This is a genomic window from Streptomyces europaeiscabiei (genome assembly GCF_036346855.1).
GTDB classification, from domain to species: Bacteria; Actinomycetota; Actinomycetes; order Streptomycetales; family Streptomycetaceae; genus Streptomyces; species Streptomyces europaeiscabiei.
The window spans coordinates 60,720-76,646 of sequence record NZ_CP107842.1; the positions used below are offsets into that span (position 1 = coordinate 60,720).

Annotated in this window: 18 protein-coding genes; 6 read left to right on the plus strand and 12 right to left on the minus strand. The window is 69.5% G+C overall.

Going from position 1 to position 15,927, the window contains the following annotated elements; genetic code table 11:
• Positions 1-540 precede the first annotated feature (540 nt).
• Positions 541-2,244 (plus strand): pentapeptide repeat-containing protein, encoded by a 1,704-nt coding sequence (locus tag OG858_RS47160; RefSeq protein ID WP_330346602.1) that lies wholly within the window; start codon positions 541-543, stop codon positions 2,242-2,244.
• Between the two features lie 103 nt (positions 2,245-2,347).
• Here the strand turns inward: OG858_RS47160 and OG858_RS47165 are convergent, their stop codons facing one another.
• The 3 genes from OG858_RS47165 to OG858_RS47175 form a co-directional block, all read right to left on the minus strand.
• Positions 2,348-3,193 (minus strand): recombinase family protein, encoded by an 846-nt coding sequence (locus OG858_RS47165; protein WP_330346603.1) that lies wholly within the window; start codon positions 3,191-3,193, stop codon positions 2,348-2,350.
• Between the two features lie 31 nt (positions 3,194-3,224).
• The gene (locus OG858_RS47170; RefSeq protein WP_330346604.1) at positions 3,225-3,518 is read right to left on the minus strand and encodes a hypothetical protein; all 294 of its coding nucleotides are present in this window, start codon (positions 3,516-3,518) and stop codon (positions 3,225-3,227) included.
• 315 nt (positions 3,519-3,833) lie between these two features.
• A complete protein-coding gene (locus OG858_RS47175) occupies positions 3,834-3,986 on the minus strand; it encodes a hypothetical protein (protein ID WP_330346605.1) in 153 nt (50 codons plus the stop codon).
• 346 nt (positions 3,987-4,332) lie between these two features.
• On the opposite strand from OG858_RS47175, the gene OG858_RS47180 reads away from it, so the two are divergent.
• From OG858_RS47180 to OG858_RS47190, 3 genes are all read left to right on the plus strand, one after another.
• On the plus strand, positions 4,333-5,190 hold the full coding sequence (locus tag OG858_RS47180; RefSeq protein WP_456243143.1) for an ATP-dependent DNA ligase: 858 nt from the start codon (positions 4,333-4,335) through the stop codon (positions 5,188-5,190).
• A 10-nt stretch (positions 5,191-5,200) separates the two neighbouring features.
• On the plus strand, positions 5,201-5,539 hold the full coding sequence (locus OG858_RS47185) for a hypothetical protein (protein ID WP_330346606.1): 339 nt from the start codon (positions 5,201-5,203) through the stop codon (positions 5,537-5,539).
• Positions 5,540-6,060: 521 nt separating this feature from the next.
• Positions 6,061-6,243: a hypothetical protein gene (locus OG858_RS47190; protein ID WP_330346607.1), complete on the plus strand. Its 183-nt coding sequence runs from the start codon at positions 6,061-6,063 to the stop codon at positions 6,241-6,243.
• Between the two features lie 96 nt (positions 6,244-6,339).
• On the opposite strand, the gene OG858_RS47195 is transcribed toward OG858_RS47190, so the two are convergent.
• From OG858_RS47195 to OG858_RS47235, 9 genes are all read right to left on the minus strand, one after another.
• A complete protein-coding gene (locus OG858_RS47195) occupies positions 6,340-6,888 on the minus strand; it encodes a hypothetical protein (protein ID WP_330346608.1) in 549 nt (182 codons plus the stop codon).
• A gap of 122 nt (positions 6,889-7,010) precedes the next feature.
• Entirely contained in the window at positions 7,011-7,865 is an 855-nt protein-coding gene (locus OG858_RS47200) for a hypothetical protein (protein WP_330346609.1), read from the minus strand.
• Entirely contained in the window at positions 7,852-8,205 is a 354-nt protein-coding gene (locus OG858_RS47205; protein WP_330346610.1) for a hypothetical protein, read from the minus strand. The genes OG858_RS47200 and OG858_RS47205 overlap by 14 nt, the downstream gene beginning before the upstream one ends.
• Before the next feature lie 65 nt (positions 8,206-8,270).
• Positions 8,271-9,278 (minus strand): NAD(P)H-dependent glycerol-3-phosphate dehydrogenase, encoded by a 1,008-nt coding sequence (locus OG858_RS47210; protein WP_330346611.1) that lies wholly within the window; start codon positions 9,276-9,278, stop codon positions 8,271-8,273.
• On the minus strand, positions 9,275-10,153 hold the full coding sequence (locus tag OG858_RS47215) for a class I SAM-dependent methyltransferase (protein WP_330346612.1): 879 nt from the start codon (positions 10,151-10,153) through the stop codon (positions 9,275-9,277). Before OG858_RS47215 ends, OG858_RS47210 begins: the two co-directional genes overlap by 4 nt.
• The gene (locus tag OG858_RS47220) at positions 10,150-11,298 is read right to left on the minus strand and encodes a YcaO-like family protein (protein WP_330346613.1); all 1,149 of its coding nucleotides are present in this window, start codon (positions 11,296-11,298) and stop codon (positions 10,150-10,152) included. Before OG858_RS47220 ends, OG858_RS47215 begins: the two co-directional genes overlap by 4 nt.
• Positions 11,285-12,523, minus strand: coding sequence for a TfuA-like protein (locus tag OG858_RS47225; RefSeq protein WP_330346614.1), 1,239 nt, complete (start codon positions 12,521-12,523; stop codon positions 11,285-11,287). The genes OG858_RS47220 and OG858_RS47225 overlap by 14 nt, the downstream gene beginning before the upstream one ends.
• A gap of 318 nt (positions 12,524-12,841) precedes the next feature.
• Positions 12,842-13,267 carry a hypothetical protein gene (locus OG858_RS47230; RefSeq protein ID WP_330346615.1) on the minus strand — a complete coding sequence of 142 codons (426 nt, stop codon included), beginning with the start codon at positions 13,265-13,267 and terminating at the stop codon, positions 12,842-12,844.
• On the minus strand, positions 13,254-14,252 hold the full coding sequence (locus OG858_RS47235; RefSeq protein WP_330346616.1) for an ATP-binding protein: 999 nt from the start codon (positions 14,250-14,252) through the stop codon (positions 13,254-13,256). Before OG858_RS47235 ends, OG858_RS47230 begins: the two co-directional genes overlap by 14 nt.
• A gap of 645 nt (positions 14,253-14,897) precedes the next feature.
• On the opposite strand from OG858_RS47235, the gene OG858_RS47240 reads away from it, so the two are divergent.
• On the plus strand, positions 14,898-15,692 hold the full coding sequence (locus OG858_RS47240) for a helix-turn-helix domain-containing protein (RefSeq protein ID WP_408059511.1): 795 nt from the start codon (positions 14,898-14,900) through the stop codon (positions 15,690-15,692).
• 2 nt (positions 15,693-15,694) lie between these two features.
• Positions 15,695-15,916, plus strand: coding sequence for a DUF397 domain-containing protein (locus OG858_RS47245; RefSeq protein WP_330346618.1), 222 nt, complete (start codon positions 15,695-15,697; stop codon positions 15,914-15,916).
• Positions 15,917-15,927 lie beyond the last annotated feature (11 nt).

Here is a 15,927-nt window from a genome sequence, read left to right on the forward strand (position 1 = left end):
GCCGCATTGGCTCGTGCCATCCGCTGAATCCCGATGTGCAACGCTTTCATCAGCGCAAACACGTTTAGACAGGCTAGATTATTTGGCTGTCGGCGACGCAAGAAAGCCCCAAGCGGGCCCGCCCCAACGACAGCCAGACCACGGCTTACCGGCATGGCAGAAGTTGCGCGTCGATGCGGCACCCGGCATGTGCGTAGCGTCCGCCGGCCGCGAGGCCCTGGCCTGCGTCAGCTGATGGTCAACGCGCGCGACACTGGCCCTGTACGGCTCTCGGCGCTCTCCGGAGTCAGCCGCCGCACGGTGCCCGGATGGATCGCGGCCTCCGACGCTGCCGAGTCGCTGGTCACCACGACCTTGTGACCAGCCGAAACGCGTTTAAACAAGCCAGATTAACCGGCTTTCGGCCGCGCAAGAAAGCCCCGGGCCGAAGTCCGGGGCTCAGCTCGCTGTTCCGTCACGGTCCAGCGGTCCCGCCGATAGCAGCGTCGGCGGTGGTCGGTGGCTGCAACCGGTCGTGCACCTCGGTCTGTCCTGTCGGTCATGAGTGCACGTCTTCCCCGGCGCCCGGCTGAACGGCGCGGCCTGCGTCTGTGGCCCGTCGGTACCGTCCTGGTCCTGGCCTTCGGCACCGCGTTTCTCGCGGCTTGGTCCGTGTTCTACGCCGGCTGGGAGCTGCTCGGTGTGCGCGGGTTGAAGCCCGAGCACCGCATTGACTCCAAGACGCTGTTCGATCTGGTCAAGCTCGCTTTCGGTGTGGTGGCCGGCGCGGGCGCCCTGGTGGCCTTGGTCGTGGCCTACCGCCGTCAGCGGGTCGACGAGGACGGCGCACTTCGCGACGCCACCCGGCTGCACACCGAGCGCTTCACCACCGCAGTCTCCCAACTTGGCGACGAATCCGCCGCCGTACGCCTGGGCGGCGTGCACGCACTCGCCGGACTCGCCGACGACGCACCCAACCGCGGACTGCGACAGACCTGCATCGACGTCCTGTGCGCCTACCTGCGCCTCCCCTACATCGCCGAAGCCGATCTGCCGACAGACAATGCGGAGGCCCGTCACTCGTACCTGGCTCTGCGGGAAGTCCGGCACACCATCGTCCGGCTCGTCCGTGACCACCTCCGCCTACCCCGCGACCATCACCACTCATGGCAAGGTCATGACTTCGACTTCACGAGCGTCGTCTTCGACGGCGGAGACTTCAGCGAGTCGGTGTTCTCGGGCGGCACGGTCCACTTCACCGGATCGACGTTCTCGGGGGGCACGGTCCGCTTCGACAGGTCGGAGTTCTCGGGCGGCACGGTCCACTTCAACGGCTCGATGTTCTCGGGCGGCACGGTCCACTTCAACGGCTCGATGTTCTCCGGCGGCACGGTCCACTTCAACGGCTCGATGTTCTCCGGCGGCACGGTCCACTTCTACGGCTCGATGTTCTCGGGCGCGGTCTACTTCGGCGAGTCGGTGTTCTCGGGCGGCTCGGTCCACTTCGACGGGTCGACGTTCTCCAGCGGCTCGGTCCACTTCGGCGGGTCGACGTTCTCCGGCGGCTCGGTCCACTTCACCGGGTCGGAGTTCTCGGCCGGCTCGGTCCACTTCACCGGGTCGACGTTCTCGGCCGGTACGGTCTACTTCACCGAGTCGGTGTTCTCCGGCGGCACAGTCCACCTCAACGGATCGATGTTCTCGGGGGGCACGGTCCGCTTCGACAGGTCGGATTTCTCGGGCGGCACGGTGGACTGCAAGTGGTCGACGTTCTCGGGCGGCACGGTCCACCTCAATGAGTCGGTGTTCTCCGGCGGCAAGTTCAGCTTCGACTATTCGGATTTCTCTGGCGCCACGGTCCACTTCGACGGGTCGACGTTCTCTGACGCCACGGTCAGCTTCACCGGGTCGACATTCTCCGGCGGTACGGTCCACTTCGACGGGTCGGAGTTCTCCGGCGGCACCGTCCGCTTCGACGGGTCGGAGCTCTCCGGAGGTTCAGTCCACTTCATCCTCTCGGAGTTCGCCGGCAGCGAGGTCCGCTTCGACGCGTCAGAGTTCTCCGGCAGCGAGGTCCAGTTCGACGATTCGGAGTTCTCCGGCGGCACCGTCCGCTTCGACGGGTCGGAGTTCTCCGGCGGCACGCTCGACTTCGGCAGGTCGAGGGGGGCCGCTCCGCATGGCCTCCTTCCGGCAGCAGGCTCTCCCCTGCCGCATGTGCTCATCCTGCCAACGGCGTGGCAACCAACGGCTCCCCTCCTCTGAACGCCCACTTCTCCTCACTCCTGGAAGTGCGGCACATCCTCCCCTTGCACGAGCAACAGATCGGCCATCTTGTGTTCCGGACGGGGCCTGTGGCTGTCTGCGGTCATGACGGCTGCTCCTCGTGCTCGGCGAGTACGCGGTACAGGGTCGACCGGCCCACGCCGAGATCCCGCGCGATGGCGGTGACGGACTGAGGCGGGGTCCGCTTTCGGCGGGCCAGGGCGACGGCAAGAGCGTCGGCGTCGACCGAGCGGGGGCGGCCGCCGTACCGGCCGTTGGCCTCGGCCGTGGCCAGGCCGTCGAGACTGCGGCCCCGGATGAACTCGCGCTCGACCTCGGCAAACGCGGCGAACACGGTGAAGACGAGTTTCCCGGGGCCACGTGGGTCGTACACCCCGGCAAGCGGTCCTTGCAGGATCTCCAACCTGTTGCCGCGGTGCTCGATGTCCTGGGCACTGGTGATGAGTTCGAGGGTGTCCCGCCCGAGTCTGTCCAGCATGGTGACCGTCAGGATGTCGTTCGGCCGAAGAGCGGCCAGGGCCGCCTGGAACTGGGGCCGCGTCGGCTGGCGGGTGCTGATCGTCTCGACATAGAGCGGCTCGATGCACTGGGCCGCCCTCAACAGGCGTTCCTGTGTTTCGAGGTCTTGGCCGTGTCCGGAAACTCGTCCGTATCCGATGCGGTCGCCGGGCCGTTCGACGGCCGCCGACTGGACGTCGGGCTGCGGGATGACCCGCCATGCCTTGCCCGGTTGCCTGTCCTTCGGCACCCGGATCGGCGGGCCCGACCGCAGTACGGGCACTGTGTCGTACCGCACCGAGTGGTACGCCGTGGCAACAGTGCCCGTCCGGGTACGGCACGGCGAGCCGGGCGGGACGCTACAGCGCGGGCACTCCTGGCGCTCGACCAGCGTGGCGCGCTCGGCCTCGCCCAGTTGTTCGCGGTTCATCGCTCCGCCGAAACGGCATGGTGCTTACCCATCAACGCCTTCCCTGCCGGGCACGGCCCCGGGCTGGCGGTACAGGTTCGGGAGTCGCAGGCTCGGGGCGGCGCTTCATCCAGTCCAGCTTGTCCTTCATCAAGTCCAGCTTGTCCTTCATCACGCCCATCATCCGGAATGCCCGTTCGCTTTGCTCATGGGGCCCGTACAACGCGGTCAGCCAGGTCGCGGCATACAGTGCGATGGCCGTATAGGCAGCAACCGCGACCGGGCTGCCTGTGTTAGTGCCTGCCGCGCGTTGGTCTGCGGTCTCCCTTTGGTCTGAGGTCTCCATCGACGTCCTTTCCAGTCGTTGAGTCCGGCGCCGGGGGGTATCGGAGGAACGGGCTCGGGGTTGCCGATCATCTCAGCGGCACCACAACGGCGGCGCCGCCCCCGCATCGTCCCAAAAACCTGTCCCGATTGCCCGGAACAGCTGGAGTTTCGGGACGGGTTTCGGGACGGGGTGGCTCGGCGTGTCGCCCGTCCGGCTCGACCGTCCCGAAACCGACCGTTTTCGGGACGGCTGTTCGCGTGCACACGCGAAACCCGAGCGGGCATGCGTCACGAAATGCGGAACATCTGGCTCCGCCTGGAGACCGCATCAGGCTCACTGCTGCTTGAGCAAGAGGTGCAGGAGTCCCACGGCTGCGATACCTACCAAGAGGGCGACGCCGAGAGTGGGATACAGGAAGGCCACATAGGTAGTGCCCGCTCCCACCAGCAATAGGACCAGCGTGCGCAGATCAAGGCCGCCGTTCATGGGGCTTTGCCCTCCCAGGGATGCCGGGCACTTCCGTGCCGCCCACCACGTGACCCGTCTGTCGGGCCGCGCGTGCACCTGTTGGGGAAGGGGGCAAGTCTGAGCACACTTCACCATTAGGAGCAGTGCTCAAAACCGCCGAGACAAAGATTGGTAGGGCCAGGTTGACGTGTCAAACGAAACGGGTGTCTTGAACGGTGATCCAGGTCACATGCCGTGTTGACCTGCGGAAACAGGCGAAATAGAGACCCTCTGATGGTCGAGATTTCGCTAGGGCGGGAGCGGTCTCGACGGGCGTGTCAGGCGCGGTGCGGCTTAGCTGAGTTCATGGACCTTCCTGTACGGGTTGCCCTGGCCAAATCCGCCACGGTGCTGCCGACCGGTAAGGGCTGGTGGTACGAGCCGAAATTTCGACGGCCACCGGGCCGTACTGGTCCGGGACGCCGACGGGGCCCGGCTGTTCTCGCGGTCGGGCCGTGACGTCACGGCGGTGTGGCCCGATGTCGCACTAGCTGGGATGGCGCTGCGGCCGGGCACGGTGCTGGACGGCGAGTTGGTGATCTGGCGGGGCGGGGCGCTGGATTGGAGCGCGGTGCAGTCGCGGGCGGCCTCGACGCCGACGCGGGCGGATGCGCTCGCCGCCGAGCTGCCCGCGAGTTACCCGGTGTGGGACTGCATAGGCCACCCTGTCCACGGTGACCTTTGCGGACGGCCGTACGTCGTCCGTAGGGGTTTGCTTCTGGCCGCGCTCGGCGACCTTGGGCCTCCGATTCAGGCGGTGCCCGCGACCGACGACGTGGAGACGGCCCGCGACTGGTACGAGAGCCTGCGGCCGCTCAACATCGAGGGCCTGGTCTGCAAGCCGGGGTCGAGCCTCTACCGGCCCGCCCGCATCTGGATCAAGGTGAGACATTCGGAACCGCTGGATGCGCCGGTGGTCGGCTACACCGGCCCCCGGTCACGTCCGCGCGCGCTGGTGGTCGAACTGCCGGGCGGCCGCCGGGCCTTGTCGCAACGGCTCACCGGGCCGCTGGCGGCGGATGCGGCCGCGCTCCTGGTCGACGAAGAGCCCCGGCATCTCGAAGCGACCCGCGACGGCACCCGTTACGTCGCGGCCGGTCACGCTCAGGCGGAAGTGATGGCGGGCAGCACCCGGCATCAGGTCGTGACGGTCACCCGGCTGCGGCCTGCGGAGACGGACTAAAATAGAACGCGTGAGCGATACCGTGTCGGAGCCGGGTGAGGCGCGGCCGTGGCGCCCAGAGGACGGCCCGCACCCGGTGGTGTGGTCGTGGCCGCCGGGGGACCGGCCGGCGTTCTGGGTGTGGTCGCGGGGTTCCTGGCGGTGGTCGCCGGTGCGGGCCCGGCAGGACTGGCCGGACGGCCGGACCGCGTATCAGGTGCTCATCGACCTCGACGGATCGACGGCCGTCATGGCACGCACGTACTGGTGGCCGCACGAGGGACTGATGCCGGCGCACCGCAGCTCGGTGCAGCCGTCAACCGGGCCAGGGTGGCAGGACTCCCGGCCCTCCTCGACCTCTGCGCCTTGAGATCGAGAATCGGACAACCAGCGAATCAGCACGTCGGCCCTGCCTAGCTCAAGCTAGCTCCACTTAGCTGTAGTTCGCGGATACTCACCTGTGGCCATGCGCGGACGCCTGATGACGTGCAGAAACCCGCCAATGGCCGAGATGCGCGACAAACTCGCGCCCTGGCTTTCCTGCTGTCCTACGGTGAGTCACGTCTCGCCCAGGAATGCCTCCTTGATGGTCCCAGAGGGCACACGCATGGGTGATTGTCGTCACACGTTAAGAAGAGGGCAGCCATCCGGATCCTCACGCTGAGTCCCTCGTGGTCCCTCGTGGTCCCTCGTGGTCCCGAGTTCCTGCCGAGAACTCGGCCCCGCAACCCAACTGGGGTACGTAGGAGACTCCTCGGAAAGTCTTGGTCGAGTCCTAGACTCCAGACAACGCACAGGGAGCACACACCCGACTCGGTTCCTAGGCCATTGGTCGGAAGGGCTCCCTGCGCGGACACCCGAATCACGAATCTCACGTAAGAGAGGCGCCTGATGAACAGTAACAAGGACAGCGGTCATGGAGACAGGTGGTCGAGCCGACTGGCCCGCTACCTGCGGGAATGGCGCGTCCGGCATGGCCGGACCGTACACAGGCAGATGATCCGCGGAGCGTCGTACAGCCTCGGCAGCGGGGCGGTAAGCCTGCTGCTCATCTGGTTCGAAGCGCGCCGCTGACCCACTGAGTAGGTCAACGATGGCCCCTACGGACTTCCGTGGGGGCCATCGGCTTTGGTTCTGCGGCCCTTGCATCTGAGTGGCAGAACCGGCCGGTCACGCCGGGCCGGACTGCCGTGCGTCGTCCATCGCCTGGGCGAACTCCGGGTCACGGCGGCGGCGTTGGTAGATCGCGACGGGGGTGATCCCGGCGGCCGCCGCGGCGCCCTTCACCGTGGCGGCGGGCGTGCGCAGCTCGTCGAGGAACCGGGCCACCCGCTCGGGGGTGAGCCGGGTCTGACGGGTGCGGTGGTACAGGGCGGACGCCTCCCGTACTGCCGTGCAGGCGTGGGCGTATGCCGGGTCGCGTCCCCGCCACCCGCCCACGTGACCGCCGCCCATGATCTGCTCTGCCAGGCTCGGGGCGACCCCCAGGGCGAGGAGTCGCAGATACTCGGCGCGGGCGGTCCGCCCCTGCTCGGCGATCGCGTCCGGGTCGCGGCCCGCGAGGGCGATCACGAGCCGGGTGTCCGTGCGGGCCGTCGCCCACACGGCCGCCAGGTCGAGCCGCAGGTCTGCGGCCGCCTCGTCCAGCGGCCGGCCGTGCCGTAGCGCGGTGATCAGCTGTGCTGACTGTCTGGCGGTGAGTCGGGCGGTTCCGGTCATGCCCGCACCCTACGAGCGGGGCGCGGCTTCCAGTCTCTGGCAAGGGCCTGGGACGTGGCCGTGCCCCGCCGGGCTTCCCGTGAGGGGCCTGGCGGGGCACGGCGTGTCCGGCGAGGAGGGGGTCAGGCGGCGAACGCCACGTAAGAGCCGACTGTGAGGCCGGAGAAGGTGATGAGCTGGCGGGGCTTCAGACAGGTGAAGGCGGCGTGCATCGCGATGCCGGCGGCGATGGCGTACGGCATCGTCTGCGGGATGAGCAGTGCGGGGGGCAGGGCGATTTCCGCGGTGATGACGGTGGCGGCCGCCAAGCGCCAGAGTCGGACATCGCGGTCGGTGAGGTTGCCCATGTGGCGGCGGACGACTCCGGGGATGGCGTGCTGGCCCCGGTAGGGCAACTGGTCTTTGACCTGGGTGTAGGTGTGGACCCATTGGGCCAGGTAGAGGCCGGTGCGGAACTGCTGTGAGCGGAGTTTGTGCCAGGCGCTGTTCCAGTAGACATCCGTCGTGATCAGCACGAGGAGACACAGGGACCAGGTGTTGGCCGCGCTGGAGCCGTGCTCGATGTCCAGACCGTGACCGAGGTCGCCGGCGACCAACAGACAGGCCCCGGTCAACAAGGTGTAGCGAACGGCGTTGGGGCTCTTGAGGTAGAGAAGCTCCATCGCGGTGCCGGCCAGGACCATCACGAGCGCCGCCCGCGGCGCCAAACCGGCCGCCAGGGCGACGGCGGCCGCCGTGCGGGCGATCAGTACGGGGCGGTAGGCGCCGGTCAGGAGTCGGGCCCGTGCGGGGCCGAAGCGCTGTTCGGCGGCGTGGGTGCTGAGTGAGCCGGGGGTGAACCGGTCCCATCCGCCCTGGCCGAAGGAGAGGGCGAACCGCAGAGCACAGACGGTGCCGTAGACGATGCGGAACAGGTGCAACCGTCCGGGGTCGGTGGGGTGCTGGAACCCGGACGCGAGAGCGTCAACGAACCACACTGTCGCTCACCTCGATCGGCTGCTCGCCCTGTACGGACAGGACGCGGCCGCGTCCGTCGATCCGGTCGTACCGGCCGGCGCCGGTCAGGTGGGTGATGATCGCCTGGAGCCGTTCGGGGCTGAGGAGGAAGCTGCCCGGGGAGAGGTACCGGTAGGGGTTCACCGGCTCGGTACGGCCGTCCTTGGTGCCGTCGAGGGTGATGATCGTGAACCTGGCGCGGCAGAACATTTTCCAGCGCAGCCACTTGCCGGGCAGGCTCGTGAACCCGGTGAACATCCACCCCACGAGGACGGCGGTGGCGGCAAGTTGGACAGCGGACAGCACAGAAGTCGCGTGCATGAAAGGGCCTCCGGGATGGGGAGGGTGACGTGGTGGGGGCGCCCCTGCGGTGGGGCGCCGGGGGGTCAGTGCTCGGGCTTGGGGGGCCGCTGCATCAGTGCGGCGGCGGCCTGGTCGAGCGTGACCTTCTCGTGCAGGAGCGCGGAGATGACGTCCGTGATCGGCATGTCGACGCCGTGGGCGCGGGCGAGTTCGAGGACCGCTTCAGCGGACTTGACGCCCTCGGTGGTCTGCCGGGTCGCGGCGGTGGCCTCGTCGACGCTCAGGCCGTGTCCGAGATGGGTGCCGAAGGTGCGGTTGCGTGAGCGCGGGGAGGAACAGGTGGCGACGAGGTCGCCGAGTCCGGCCAGGCCCGCGAGTGTGGCGGGGTTGGCGCCCATCGCCACGGCCAGGCGGGTGGTCTCCGCGAGTCCCCGGGTGATGAGCAAGGCCGTCGCGTTGTGGCCCAGACCCATGCCTGCGGCGATGCCCACGGCGAGCGCGATGACGTTCTTCACCGCGCCGCCCATCTCGCAGCCGACCATGTCGGTGCTGGTGTAGGGCCGGAAGTACGGGGTGAGGCATGCCGCCTGGACGCGCTCGGCGACGGCTTCGTTGGGGCAGGCGACGGTGGCGGCGGCCGGCTGGCTCTCCATGATCTCGCCCGCCAGGTTCGGCCCCGACAGCACCGCGATCCGGTCCGCCGGGATGCCGGTCACCTCGGCGATGATCTGGCTGGCCCGCTTCCCGCTTGCGGTCTCGATCCCCTTCATCAGCGACACGATCACGGTGTCCGGGCCGATGTGCGGCGCCCACGCGGTCAGGTTCGTGCGCAGGGCCTGGGCCGGGATGGAGAGTACGAGGTAGTCCGCGCCGTCCAGGGCGGCGGCCGGCTCCGTCGTGGCCGTGAGGAAGGCGGGCAGCTCGATCTCGGGGAAGTAGGCGGGGTTGCGGTGAGCGGTGTTGATCGCGTCGGCGACCTCGGGGCGGCGGGCGTGCACGGTGACGTGTCCGCCGGCGTCCGCCATGACCTTGGCCATGGCGGTACCCCAGGACCCTGCCGAGAACACCGCCGTACGGCTGTTCTGGCTCACTGCGGGGTCCTCTCGCTGGTCGCGGGGCCGTCACCGGGGCGGCCGGGCTCGGAAATCCTATCGGCCGCCCCGGCCTCGACATGCCGTGTTGGGGGGCGTCGCAGGGTCAGCAGAACGGCCCGTCGGCCGTGGAGGGCGGGCATCGTCCGGTGCGCCTCGTAGAGCATGTTCCGGGCCTGGACGTCGCCGAGTTCGCGCTGTAGGTCGTCGGCGTGCGCGAGCCACAGCTGATAGAGCCTCTCCCACATCGCGGGCTCGCCGGGGCGCTCGTCGATGTGCTCCACGGTGAGACCGGCGGCGTGGGCTTGGTCCTCCCACACGGGTGTGGCGCCCTGCCTCGCCGACCGGGTGAGGGTCAGCCGGCCGCCGGGCGCGAGGATGCGGCCCAGCTCGCGCACGGCCTCGCCCCGGTCCTGGGTGAAGGAGAGGGTGTCGACGCAGACCACGCCGTGGGCACAGCCGTCGGGCAGGCCGGTGGCGTCCAGGGAGGCGACACGGAAGGCGGCACGGTCGGCGGGCACGAACCGGCTGCGGCGCTTGGTCGCACGGGTGAGGGCGACGGGCGAGATGTCGATGCCTTCCAGCCGGAGGGCCAGGGCGCGGGCCAGCCACAGCCCGATGCCGCCGGTGCCACAGCCTGCGTCCACGAGCATCTGGCCGGGCCGCATCTTCAGCCGGGCGGTCATCAGCCCCAACAGCGGCCAGTCACACGAACTGGAGGCGGCGACCTCGTGCGGGTAGTCATCGCCCATCGCCGCCGCGTACAGGCGGGCGACGAGATCGGTGCGGGCCCGCGCGGCGTGGAACGCGTCGAACTGGGCCGCCGGATCCGCGGTGGGTGGCAGGGGGGACGGGAGGTTGGTGGGGTGTGTCATCGGGGCATCGCCCTCCTGATCCGTGAGCGGGTACCGGGGCAGACGGCCTGCACGGCGTGGACGGGCAGGCCCGGCGCGGACAGGTCCAGGGCCACCGGCTCGTGTCCGGTGACGGTTTCGATCCGCTCGGCCACGTTCTTGATGTGGTCGGCGAACCCGCCGCCGGGCGGGGTGAGGTGGGCTGTCGCCTGCGGCCACGGCACACGTGCCTGAGGTGTCGCTGGCCGGTGCGGCGGGATGTTGAAGTCGGGGCTGTCGCTGGGCAGGTCGTCGCGGGTGCCGGCGATGGCGGTCACGCGGGATTGTGCGGCCTCGGTCAGTGCCCGGGTGGCCGCGATGCCGGGGCTGGTGTGGCACCCGCCGCCGGCGAACACGTGCGGATGGTCCTCCGACCACAGGTAGGCCACGCACACCGGCAGCCCGTACGGGCCGTCGACAAGCGCAAGTTCCACGTCCATCCCGGCGTCCGTGAGCCGGTCGATCACCTCTCGGCCGTCGGTGTCCCCGATGGTGTGGGGGGCGATCAGCCTCCGATTCCGTCCGCTGGCTTGCCCGTCCCGGTGCAACACGTCGCGCTCGACTACCTCGTACAGGGCGTGCAACAGGGCCTCGTCGCGGGTGTTGCCGCAGGCCAGGCCGGTGCTGGTCGCCCGCAGGAGATCAGGGGTCCAGTCCGGCCGCTGGGCTCGGCGGCGGACCAGATCGACCGGCACCAGTGCGGTCGTCCCGCTGAGCACGCGGGTGCCGGGGGTCCACTCCCACACGATCCGGGCCAGGGCATCCGCGCTATGAGGCACGGTCAGCGGCAGCGCGGCGACGGGGCAGTCCGGGGCGACCTCGGCGACCGGGCCGGCCGCGACGACCGGCAGTGGCTGCTCCACGTGCCACAGCTCGACGGCCTCCATGACCGCCGACAGTTTCGCCAGGTCGTCGGTAAGGCCCTTGCCCTGGGAGGTACTCAGGGTCAGGGAGTCGGGCCGGATCGCCGTCCACACCGGTAGTCCGATGCAATCCAGTCCGGTCAGCCGGGCCACACGGGTGATCCCGAACCCTGGCAGGTACGGGGCCAGGGCCCGCCATGTCTCCTCGGGCCGCCGGGCCCGCAGGGTGCCGGGCAGGGCCACCATGTCGTCATCGCCCGTCACGGGCCGCCTCCCTCTGCTCATCCATGAATCCGGGCATCAGCCGCTTCGCCGCCTCGACAGCGCGAGCCCCGCAGACGAGTCCGCGGGCGGACGCCTCGGCGTCGAACTCCTCAGCCGGGCACCCCCAGACCTGCCGCAGCGTCCGGCCGGTGAGCCCGCTGCACACCGCTGCGGTCGAGAAACCGGCCACGCTGCGGCGGGCCCGGTCGAGGGCCTCGGCATACCGAGCGACGGCCTGGCGGTCCTCGGGGGTCTCCTCGGCCAGCAACAGGGCCACGGTCTCCTCGTCGCGCAGGTCGAGCGCCGGGTGGAACACCTGATGGGCGGCCAGGCCCCCGCCGGTGACGTACCCCAGCCGCGTTCCGAGCGGCAGGCCCGGCCCGCGCTCGGGATGCATCGAGCGGTGTTCGAGGTAGGCCGTCCACGTCGTGCCGAACGTCGGGGCGTACACCTGCTGATAGATCAGGCGGTCCTCGGTGGACAGGTCCAGTCCGTCAACGCGGCTGCGGGCAAAGGCGTTTGACCAGCGGAGGAAGTGCGGCGTCCGCCACATCGGCGGCCCGGCGTTGGTCCTGGGCGCCGGACCGCGCAGGGCCGTGCGCACGGCGGCCAGGGCGTCGGTGCGCTTGAGGTCGCCGAAATGCCGGTCGTCAGCGCGCTGCTCGTCCAGCCACCGGGCGAACTCCCTCTCACCGTGGCGCCGGCACACGGCCCTCACGGCCGCCGCGGTGCGCTGCGGGTAGTAGACCTCGCGCAGGGCCTCCAACAACTCGGCGCCCCGCTCGATGCCCAGGACCCCGGCCGCGTCCGCCATCTTCAGAACGTGCCAGAGGTTGACCACCGGCCAGGTCAGCCCGTCCGCCCCCCAGTCCGGGGCCTGCCCCACCGCGACCTCGTCGTCTCCTTCGATCTCGCCGCGCACGTAGGCGGTGTAGATGTTGCCGACACCGAGCATCCCGTGCAGCGCGAGCTCGGCGGCCCGCAGGGCGCCGATACTCGCCGCACCGATCACCTGCACCCCCCGGCCCATCGCGGCCAGGATCTCCTTGTGCCGCAACGCGGGGGCCTGGTGATACACACCGTCGATGATCACCACGGTGTCGCCGTCGGGGACCGATTCGGGGAACAGGTCGCCGTGCCGCACCGGCGGGCGGGGCCGTACCTCCGGCGCGGTCAGTAACGGCTCGGACCGTGGCAGGGTCGGCCCGACGAATACATGGATCACTGCTGAAACCTCCTCCAAAGGGAGGGCGTCCCTCCCCGGCCACCGTCAGCCGGGGAGGGACGCCCAGGTCAGAACAGCCGGTGAGGACTACTCCTCGTCGTCGACGTCGATCGCGACGACCACGGGTTCGACGTTGATGTCCTCGGACGCCTCCACCATCGAGACAGCGGCTCGTGATGACTTGGCTTCCATGGGCTTCTCCTTCGTTGCTTGCGGCGGTACGGGCCGGTTGCCCGTACCGGTGGTACTGCGGGGCCCTCGGGGCTCTCGCCCGGCGGGTCCCGCCTGCCCGCCCAGGCAGGGGCGGGAAGCTTGGTGTCAGTCCTCGATCCGGGGGATGCGCCGGGCGAGCCGGATGACGGCGTAGGCGTCGGTGTCGCCCACGTGTCCGCGTACGCCCCAGGTCGAGGGACGGGGCTGGAGGCTCATCGGAGGCTCGGCGCTCGTAAGGCCCTCGGCGGTTCTCGCGCTGACCATCGCCTGGTGATCGGCCCAGCCGACGGCCACCTTCACGTAGGCACTGCGCCGGAAGCTCCCGGCGAACTCCCACGCGAGATCACCGAGGAGGTCGACGACAGCCGGTCTGAGCCCCCAGTGCGTGAACGCCTCCGTGACGGTGCCACGCACCAGCTCTTCGAGCTCTGGGCCTACAGGCCAGGTCCAGCGCAGGTATTCGCCCTGCGTGTGGGCTGGTCCCGCCGCATGCACGGGGGAGAGCGCAAGCGTGTCGTCAGTGACCTGCATCGGAAGCGTCCTCGTGGGTGTGGGGGGGCTGGCGGTGCTCTGAGGGAAGGTCGAGGTGGGCCCGGACGGCGGTGCCGCAGGCCGTGGGGAGGGTCTCCCACCGGGTCGCCAGGGCCTCGACCAGCACGAGCCCCCGGCCGCCTTCGGCGTCCGCTCGGGCCTGGCGGGCCGTCAGCGTCCGGTAGGCGCTCTGGTCGGTCACGGCCACGGAGACCTGCTCGCCGGTGAGGTAGAGGCTCACCTCGATCTCGGAACTCGCCGTGTGCATCACCGCGTTGGTCGCGAGTTCGGACACGATCAGCGTGAGGTCGTCGGCCACCACCATCGGGACCCGCCACAGACGGCATCCCTCGGCAACCTGGTGGCGGGCCTCGGCGGGCGTGCGCGGGTCCCGGCCGTCGAGCGTCCACGTCACCCCGAGATACGGCACCAGCGGCGCCGTCGACGCCTCCGCTCCCGGCTCGGTCGTGAAAACGGGCCGGGTGTCGCTCCGGTCCTGGACCACCGCCGCAGCCACGTCGTCGCACTCGTCCACTGGTCCCTCTTCCAGGCGGCCGGCCATGGTCTCCGGGTTGTCGTCCCGGTCGTGTCCGGCCCAACCGAACTCGGCTTGCACATCGCTGATCGCCTCGGCCAGTGCGGCGGGGTCGGTGGTCGTCTCCTCGCCGCCCGGCGGCACGAACCAGCAACGGCCGTCCGTACGGCGGCCCTTCAGGGTGGTGACATCGGGCGCGGGCGGCCGGACTGCCGCCCCGGCGATGCACCTGGTGAGCGGCAGGTGGGGCCAGGTCTTTGCCGTCCCGGCCGGTACGAGGATCTCGACGGCCTTGCGGGGGTCTGTGTGCAGCACCGGGCCGAGCGGTATGCCCCGCTGCATCAAGATCGCGAGAGCCTTTACGCCGACACTCGTCGTCACCCTCAGGACATCCACGCCCGTGACGGTGACCGTCTCCGTGCGGCCCTTCATCCAAGCCAGGCGCAACATCGGTCCGGGCTCCTGGCCCGGCGTCCAGTCCTCGGCGGGGCTCACTGGGTACCCCCCGTGTTCCGGTGGTCCGGGCACACCCGCACCGACCACGCCAGGCGGCCAGAGTCCTCCGGGCCGCGACGGGTGTAGGCGTGTCCGCCGGGGCGCAGGTCGTCCCTGCGGGAGCAACGGGCGCAGACCATGCCATCGAGCTGGAGCCGCTGCCGGGGCGTCAGAAGTAACAGATCAAGCACTCCAACGCGCACGTCTCTCGCCGCCGGATACGCCCTGAGCAGGGGCATCTCGTCACCAGTCGACTGCGCATACAGCGGCATAAGGTGCTCCGATCATCGGGCGGTCAGTGATCGACACAGCGCGATCAGGCCGCTACCTGATGTGTCCAGCGGGCTCTAGAGTGCCTTCTTGCGCACTTGCTGCGCAAGTGCCGCGCAACTTGCGCAGCACTTGCGCACACGTGATCGGACTCGTGGAGTGAGGAGACCTGGGATGTGTGCAGCTCGGAGGGGTCGTGCGGCAGACTGGGGGCAGGAAGCTGCGCAACCGCGCGGCAAGCGAAGGGGCAGGGGGCAGCAGCGAGTGGCTCGCGTTACGGCGCCCAGCGTGCAAAAACGGCAGCTCGGCGCGGAACTGAGGCGTCTGCGGATGGCCCGTGGCCTTCGGCTGGAGGACGTGGCTGCCCATCTCGGTTGTTCCGAAGGGCGCGTGAGCCGCCTGGAGACCGGGAACGGGCGGGCAACGCTCCGGCCCGAAGAGCTGGAAAAGCTGTGCGACCTCTTCCAGGTCACCGAGGAACGCCAACGGCAAATGCTCCTCGGCATGCTCTCGTACGCCCTCCAGCCTGGTTGGTGGGACGCGTACCGCGAGGTACTGCCGAGCGGGCTGGAGGTCTATTTCGGGCTGGAGACCGAAGCTCAGGCGGAACACGCGTGGGAGCCGGTGCTGATCCATGGCCTGCTGCAAACCGCGGACTACGCGCGGGCTGTCCTGTCCGGTCACCCGGGCAACCGGCTGCACGACGTCGCGGCCCTCGTGGCGGCCCGGACCAAGCGGCAGGAACTGCTCACCCGGGAGGACCGGGACCCCCTCGAACTGTGGGCCATCCTCGACGAACAGGTCATCCGCCGCCCCGTCGGCGGTTCGGACGTCATGCGAGCCCAGATCCTCCACCTGGTCGAGGTGGCCGCCCTCCCGAACGTGACACTTCAGATCATGCCGGTGGCCAAAGGAGTGCACGCCGGCCTCGGCGGCGCGTTCTCGATCCTCGATTTCCAGGACAGTGACCCTGTCATCTACATCGACAGTCCGGCCGGGAACCTCTACATGGAGAAGAAGAGCGACGTCAGGCACTTCGGCGCGTCGTTCGACCTCCTCAAAGCCGAAGCCCTCGATCCCGACGATTCAACGGCGCTGCTGCAACGCGTCGCAGAGGAGAGCTGATCATGACCGGCGACGAGTACCTAACGGATCTGGACTGGTTCAAGGCCTCTGCGTCCTCGGGTACCGGCGGATGCCTCGAAGTCGCCTTCCTACCGGATGGCCGCGTGGCACTGCGCGATAACGAAGACCTGACCAAGCTCCCGCACGTCGTATCTCGGCACGTCTGGGCGTGCTTCCTGGACGGGGCCGCAAACGGAGAGTTCAACCCGCCTTCTACCGACTGATTCCAACACCC